Source organism: Spectribacter acetivorans, from assembly GCF_031846305.1.
Classification (GTDB): Bacteria; Pseudomonadota; Gammaproteobacteria; order Nevskiales; family Salinisphaeraceae; genus Spectribacter; species Spectribacter acetivorans.
The window spans coordinates 1-340 of record NZ_JAVRHY010000046.1; the positions used below are offsets into that span (position 1 = coordinate 1).

The following is a 340-nucleotide window of genomic DNA, read 5'->3' on the forward strand; positions in this document are numbered from 1 at the left end:
TGCCTGAACCGAGGCAAATGGTCTGGCCGTGGGCGCGACGCGCCGCCGGCGGCGCGTCGACGTGATCAAGCCGGCGCGCTTGAGCACGTGATAGATGGTGGTCAAACCTGGCAGATCCGCGTCCGGGTAACGCACCGCCAGCAGCTCGCGTATCTTTTTCGGCCCCCGCAACCCGCGGCCGCTTTGTCGCAACTCGATAATGGCCTGTTGCAGGGTATAAGGCGTTTGTCGGGGATGCCCCCAAGGTCGGCGGCTGCGCTCCTGCAAACCGTCCATGCCCAGGGCCTGATAGCGCGCCAGCCATTTGTAGCCGGTCTTACGGCTGATCCCGTAACGCGCA

Annotated in this window: 1 protein-coding gene; it reads right to left on the reverse strand. The window is 65.0% G+C overall.

Annotated features, from left to right (window positions below):
• Positions 1–340, reverse strand: a 340-nt coding sequence (locus tag RM531_RS16025; protein WP_311660733.1) for a helix-turn-helix domain-containing protein, incomplete at both ends; no start/stop codon positions are given.